This is a genomic window from uncultured Brachyspira sp. (assembly GCF_949287625.1).
Classification (GTDB): domain Bacteria; phylum Spirochaetota; class Brachyspiria; order Brachyspirales; family Brachyspiraceae; genus Brachyspira.
In genome coordinates this window covers 1-6391 of the sequence record NZ_CASEGO010000137.1, presented here as the reverse complement: position 1 = coordinate 6391, position 6391 = coordinate 1, and the positions used below count along the sequence as shown (strand labels likewise).

The following is a 6391-nucleotide window of genomic DNA, read 5'->3' as shown; positions in this document are numbered from 1 at the left end:
TAAATTTTTAAATTTTAGATTTGTGGGGACTAGCCCCCACACCCCCAGTTCTTTTGTTGACACAAAGAACCAAAAAGACTGCATTTTTAGCCCAAATTTTGGGTGTTACCATACATTTAATACATATCTTAAAAATATAAAGTTCTAGCAATTGCATTTTTCGCGAAGCGTGCCTTTGGCAAAAACTTTTGGCAAAGCCCGCCTGTGGTGTGTGCAGCAAAAAAGTTGAAAATTATGTATAATGTGTACCAATTGACAAACTTAAAAATTTTCAGTATATACTAACATATCTTAAAAATACATCATACTATGATGATGAGTGTTGCTTAGTCTGTTAATACAGTTTCTATATTCTATTATTAGGCTTTTCATATCTGTTATATTAATATACCCATCTGAAGATATTGATACGCCTCTTACTCTGTTTAATTCTTTCTCTATAAGTTTTACATCTTTTATATTCATTAAAGTTTTTATATCATTTAATGTATATAATAAATTTACAGAATTAACATCTTCAGGGAGTATCTCTGTTTTTAATATATAATAAAGTGTTATAAGCAGTTTTGATAATAAATCATCTACACTAAGAACCATCATTTTTAATATAGTATTTCTTATTTTTACACTAACCATTTTTATATAGTAAAGGCTTAGCTCAGGATCATGTTCGGTAAGATTTATTAATTCTTTTTTTGTTAGTACTTTTATATAAGAATCTTCCAAAGCAACAGCAGAAGTTGAAAGAGGCTGATACTGCAAAACTGGCTTGTATCCGTCTATCATACTGTTTTTTGAATAAATGGCTCTTGTAACTTGTTCTAAATTTACTATATTATATATTCCTATTTCTCCTGATTTTATGATATAAAGAGTATTAGTGTATTCCAATTCTGTATACAAACAATATCCTTTTTTATAATAGTATACATTATCATCATTTTTTTGCGGCTCTTCTATAGGAGTTATTTCTGATAGTTTATCTTTTACATCATCAGCATTTTCTGGGAATAGTTTTGTATATTCGTTATATACTTTGTATGCAATATGTTTAAATCCGTTTTTATTATAAACATCTGCCATATTCATTATTTCTTCTTTTGTTCTTATATGAGAAATCTCTTTATTTTTTGAAAGCTGCATATAATATCTTCCAAGCCAAGTTTCAAATGAAGCATCTAAGTTCTCAGCTGTTTTTATCATTAGCTCTTCATTTTTTGTTTTGATAACTTCTGATATGTCTACTTCTATAGCTTCAACATCTTCCATTGCTTTTACATTAAAGAAATAGGGTTCATTTAACAAAATATTTACTAATCCTAAAATGTCTCCCTTATTGAATTCTATATTATAGTTAAAAGTACCATATGATATGGCTTTGCCTTTTGTTATTATATAAAATACATCTTTTGGTATTTGGTCTTTAATGTAAATAATAGTTGATTTTTTAAAGTGTATAGTATTATATCCGTGCATATGTTTTATCCGTATAACAATTATATTATTTTATTCTAATTTATTATCATTATTAGTCAATATTCAGTTTTTATTTTTTATTTGTCATATTCAGTTTTTTTGTAAAAATCACAGTTTACAGAATGATCATTTACTATTCCTATGGCTTCCAAATAGCTGTATATAATAATACTTCCTACGAATTTAAATCCTCTTTTTGATAAATCTTTACTTATTGTGTCAGATAATTCATTTCTTGCTGGAAGCATGCATTCATCATCTAATTTATTATCTATTTGCTTATTATTTGTAAAAGACCATATGTATTTATCAAAACTTCCGTACTCTTTTTGAACTTCTATAAATTTATTAGCATTTACTATAAGAGCATTAATTTTCCTTCTATTTCTTATTATGTCTTTATTATTTAATAGCTCTTCTATTTTTTTATCGTCATATTCAGCTATTTTTTTATAATCAAAATTATCAAATGCCTTTCTCATATTCTCACGCTTATTTAATATGCATCTCCAGCTAAGACCTGCCTGCATACCCTCTAATATAAGCATTTCAAATAGTTTGTTTTCATCATGACATATTCGGCACCATTCCTCATTATGGTATTTTATCTCTATATCTGTTTTAGCCCATTTGCAAATATTGTTCATTTATTTTATACATCCTAATTTATTTATTTATTCTATATTAATACTGCATTCCTCATTATCTACTTTTATGTTATACAATCCTTTTTTTAAAGCTGAAGAATAATTATTCTTTTGACCAAATATATTTACTATTTTCTCTCCGTTATGCTCTATAACACACCAGTTTTTTATATCGTTTATATTAATAAAATATTCATTGCCGCTTTTACTTATCTCTATATTTTTATAAACATAAATATCATCATTATTATCATCGCCTCTTGATGCCATAGGAGATATTCTGCTGAAATAAAGCATATAATCTATTATACCGTCTTTTATATTGATAACTGATTTTTTCTTTGATTCTATAAACATATTTGAATCTTCTATATTTTCCATAATAAACAAATCATTTTTTAGGCTGCTTACTTTTCTCTGAAGCTCTTCATCTGTTTCAAGCATATTTAAAAAGTTATCAGAAACTTTTATTCCATTAACATAGTTTATGATTTCTTCTTCTGTGTAATTATTTTTATCCATATATTATTCCATATTATTCCAATAAATTTTTAAAATTTTCTTTTAGATTAGATTTAATTTTATTAATTATTTTTGTTACTGTATTGCTTGTAATATTTAAAAGTTTTGCTATAAAACCATAAGGTACATTTATTTTTATTTTGTGCAGCTTTTTTATATAATCTTGTTTTTTACTTGCCAAATGCACAGTAAATATTCCCTTTTTATTATTTTCTTCTATTTGTGCATTGACTTTTGCTATTTTATCCTGCTGTTTTAATATTTCATTATATTTATTTATGTATGTTGCTCTTGCTTTTTCTATTATAGAATATGCTTCTTCGTAGCTTATATTAAAATATTTCATTAACGGCGATATAATAAGGTTTATAAATAATTCGAGATTATGTATAAAGAATGCTAAAGAATCTCTGCTTTTAAACTCTTTTTCTATATAGTTAAATATATTTAAAGCTATTTTTTCTATATTGCTGTCATCATCATAATTTTCAATATATTCATTTATAGAGTAGGATTTTGTTTCATAAAGCACATCATGAAGAGTAATAGCCTCTCTTTCATATAATGATTTATATAAAGGAGCGTCCATTGATATTTCTTTTTTATTGTATTTTTCTTTTCTTTTTTTGAAGTCTAAAAAATTAATATAATGCGTTCTTAATGTATATGTAAGCCAAGTAATAAATTTAGCATCAGTTTCATTGTATTTAAGTATTATATTATCTATTCTTTCAATATAGTATGAGTAAAATTCCAAAGCCTTTTCATGATAAGCTCCGAAAACTTTTCTAGGGTAGTTATAAATATAGTTTGATAAATGTTCATTAATTTCTCTTAAAGCTATTATACTTTTTGTAGCTTTGTACTCAGAAATTTTCTTTTTTATAAACTCATCATCAATCATTACTGTCCTCATATTTTAATATATTATAAAACATCTCTTTCATTTTTTCATCTTTTATATTTGATTCTTTTATTACTTTCTCTATCCATTCTTTATGTTCTTTAGTGGGTTCTTTATATATATCTTCTTTTTTATTTAAATTTTCAGCTGGCTTATTATTAATTTCTCCGATTCTTGTCTTTAATTCTGCTACTTCTATATTGGTTTCTTTTTTTATATTTTTGAATATATTTGCTCTGTTCATAAATATTTCATTAGCCCATACACTATCTCTTACAGCAATAGTAAGAACAGCATTTCTAAAAAATAAGGGATAGCATATCTTTGATAAAACTTCTCCCATAATATCATTCCATTTTTGAGATATTTTTATGTAACTTGCTAAATTGATATTTTGATACAATTTATTATCATAGTATTCTTCTAATGTATTTTTAATAGTGTGCATATACAATAATCCTAATGATATATAATACAATAATTTTTTATATAATCAATTAATTATTAGTATTATTTTGAATATTTGTGTATGCTGTATCATTATTGATAATATTATTTGTTATGAGATTATTATTTGTGATTATATAATTAGTTAGTATATTATTGGTTAGCACATTATTAGTATTGATGATTATATTATTAGTATTTATTTCATTGGTATATATATTGTCCATTTCTATAGGTTTAACTTCAACATCTTCATCATAAGTGATATTGATATTTTGATTTGTAGATAGAGTTTTATTTTCTGCTATTTCATTTATTTCAGGGTCTGTTTCTATATTTTTTCCAGATATTCTGTTTATTATGCCTTTTACTCTAATTACAGAATCTCCTAATCCTCTGTAATTAGGATTTATTTTATATGCTTCTTCGTATACATTTAAAGCAGAACTAAAATTTCTGTCTCTTTCATATGTAGCAGCGAGATTAACCATATAAACTACATTATTAGGGCTGTATACAGTTGCTTTAAGAAAAGAAGACTCCGCCTGTTTATAATCTTTTACATATAGATATAAGAGCCCTAAAAAATTATTCATATAGGCATCATTAGGGTCTAAAGTTATAGAATATCTTATAGATTCTATAGCCTTATTAGTATCCCCCAATTTATATAATGCATAACCTTTTTGAAAATGAAGTTTTGGTGAGAATCTATTAACTATTATTCCGCTTCTTGCTGCCCTAAGCATATTTGTATAATCTCTAAGATTCATGTATGAATTTGCGAGATTTTCAAAATATTCTATTTTTAATATAGGAGAGTTTTCTATTTCATACTCAAATAATTCAGCTGCTTTTTTATAGTTTTTAGCATTATAGTAACGGTATGCATTAGATAAATTTTTTCTATTGTAAGTAAATACTTCATTAGTTTGAGGGTATAATGATAATGTAATCAAAAAAAGAGCTATTAGTACCTTGTTAATGTGCATCTTTTTTGAAACTTTGAAGCCTGAAATCGTTTATCATAGCATTGGCATAGGCTATAGTAGCATCATACATTTCTTCTTTAGTTTTACCTTTAAAGAATTTATATACTCTAGGAGACTGAACATTTAAATAATCAGGAAGTACTATTTCTCCGTCATTGCTTGCTTTTAGAGCTAATGATTTGATATTATTCATTTTTTCAATAAATGCATGAAGGAAAAATCCAGATTCTTTAAGTATAAATTGTTCAGCTCTGCTTGAGTTATCCCCATTGTGAAGAGCATAAACATAATCAGTAAATATCTGAGGCACTTTTGTTTCACCTACAGGTATAATAAACTTTTGGAATTGATTATCATAATCTTTGATAGCAGTTTCTACAACATAGTCGCTTGCAGGTCCGCAGCAGAAGAATCTAATAACAGAGAAACAGTTATATAATTCTTTAAAAGCACCATATAAATGTCTTATTTCATCATCAGCTTTAGGGTGAATATCTTCTAACGGATATTTTTCTGTTGCACTTTTGAATTTTTCTATCATATTATCAACTTTATTCATAAAAGAATTTTCTTTAGCTTTTTCTTCTTCTGCTTTTTTTCTTTGGCGTTCTAATTCTCTGTCTCTTAATGTAGTTTTTATGTCTTCCAATATTTTTATTTCTACTATTAGAAAGTTTGATAAATCTTGTCTGTTTTGTAAAGCTTCTCTATATCTGTCATTAAAACTGTTTAGATTGTATATTTTATTACCATATTTTTCAGCACCTTGTTCATATTCATGTCTTATTTTTGCCAAGGTGGTATTAATTTCTTTATCGCTTAAACTCGCCATTGCAGACTCCTTAAAAAATATTTCTAATGTGTCATTACAATATATCGAAAACTATCACTAATAGATTATACAATTTTTTCAAAATAAATCCAGTGTAAAAAAATATTATACTTTATATTAATTAATAAGCGGCGTGTAGATTTATTATTAGACTTGTTAAAAAATTAATTTAGAAAATTAGTTATAAAAAATTATTTAGTTAAAAAATTATAAAGATAATGTTTTATATGTTGTATTCTTGTATTAAATTCATAAAAATGCTTCGGTTTCTATTTACTGCATAATACAAAGCTATACACAAAAAAATTATAATAGTTTATAAATAATTATTAAAAAATAGTTTTTAAACAATTATTTTTCAATTTTTTTTACTTGCATATTTAATTTTTTACGTATATAATAATAAAGGGATAATTCTACAGTAAAAAAGTAAGGAGTTATTATATGAAAAAGAACTTTATTAACAAAAAAATGTATTTTTTACTTCTTTTATTTATTTTGATAGTAGTGATGATAATGTCATGTAAGAAGATTAATTTATTAAGCCCCACATATATACCGCCCCCAACAG

The 6391-nt window shown here is 25.1% G+C and carries 7 protein-coding genes; all 7 read right to left on the bottom strand.

The genetic code is table 11. From position 1 onward, the window contains the following. Nucleotides 1–291: 291 nt before the first annotated feature. The 7 genes from Q1X91_RS14440 to Q1X91_RS14410 all read right to left on the bottom strand — a co-directional run bounded on the left by Q1X91_RS14440 (nt 292) and on the right by Q1X91_RS14410 (nt 5820). On the bottom strand, nt 292–1476 hold the full coding sequence (locus tag Q1X91_RS14440; protein WP_300759107.1) for a cyclic nucleotide-binding domain-containing protein: 1185 nt from the start codon (nt 1474–1476) through the stop codon (nt 292–294). Between the two features lie 77 nt (nt 1477–1553). Then, on the bottom strand, nt 1554–2123 hold the full coding sequence (locus tag Q1X91_RS14435; protein ID WP_300759105.1) for a DNA-3-methyladenine glycosylase I: 570 nt from the start codon (nt 2121–2123) through the stop codon (nt 1554–1556). Nucleotides 2124–2150: 27 nt separating this feature from the next. Continuing rightward, complete coding sequence (locus Q1X91_RS14430; RefSeq protein WP_300759103.1) at nt 2151–2645, bottom strand: hypothetical protein; 495 nt, start codon at nt 2643–2645, stop codon at nt 2151–2153. A gap of 13 nt (nt 2646–2658) precedes the next feature. Further along, nucleotides 2659–3549, bottom strand: a complete 891-nt coding sequence (locus Q1X91_RS14425; protein ID WP_300759101.1) for a sigma-70 family RNA polymerase sigma factor — start codon at nt 3547–3549, stop codon at nt 2659–2661. Further along, a complete protein-coding gene (locus tag Q1X91_RS14420) occupies nt 3542–3997 on the bottom strand; it encodes a DUF721 domain-containing protein (RefSeq protein ID WP_300759099.1) in 456 nt (151 codons plus the stop codon). Before Q1X91_RS14420 ends, Q1X91_RS14425 begins: the two co-directional genes overlap by 8 nt. Nucleotides 3998–4046: 49 nt before the next feature. Continuing rightward, complete coding sequence (locus Q1X91_RS14415; RefSeq protein WP_300759097.1) at nt 4047–4988, bottom strand: tetratricopeptide repeat protein; 942 nt, start codon at nt 4986–4988, stop codon at nt 4047–4049. Then, the gene (locus Q1X91_RS14410; protein WP_300759095.1) at nt 4978–5820 is read right to left on the bottom strand and encodes a hypothetical protein; all 843 of its coding nucleotides are present in this window, start codon (nt 5818–5820) and stop codon (nt 4978–4980) included. Before Q1X91_RS14410 ends, Q1X91_RS14415 begins: the two co-directional genes overlap by 11 nt. Nucleotides 5821–6391 lie beyond the last annotated feature (571 nt).

Coding starts and splice junctions, on each gene's coding strand:
- Q1X91_RS14440 (WP_300759107.1), bottom strand. CDS start 1,476: ATGCACGGATATAATACTATACACTTTAAAAAATCAACTATTATTTAC.
- Q1X91_RS14435 (WP_300759105.1), bottom strand. CDS start 2,123: ATGAACAATATTTGCAAATGGGCTAAAACAGATATAGAGATAAAATAC.
- Q1X91_RS14430 (WP_300759103.1), bottom strand. CDS start 2,645: ATGGATAAAAATAATTACACAGAAGAAGAAATCATAAACTATGTTAAT.
- Q1X91_RS14425 (WP_300759101.1), bottom strand. CDS start 3,549: ATGATTGATGATGAGTTTATAAAAAAGAAAATTTCTGAGTACAAAGCT.
- Q1X91_RS14420 (WP_300759099.1), bottom strand. CDS start 3,997: ATGCACACTATTAAAAATACATTAGAAGAATACTATGATAATAAATTG.
- Q1X91_RS14415 (WP_300759097.1), bottom strand. CDS start 4,988: ATGCACATTAACAAGGTACTAATAGCTCTTTTTTTGATTACATTATCA.
- Q1X91_RS14410 (WP_300759095.1), bottom strand. CDS start 5,820: ATGGCGAGTTTAAGCGATAAAGAAATTAATACCACCTTGGCAAAAATA.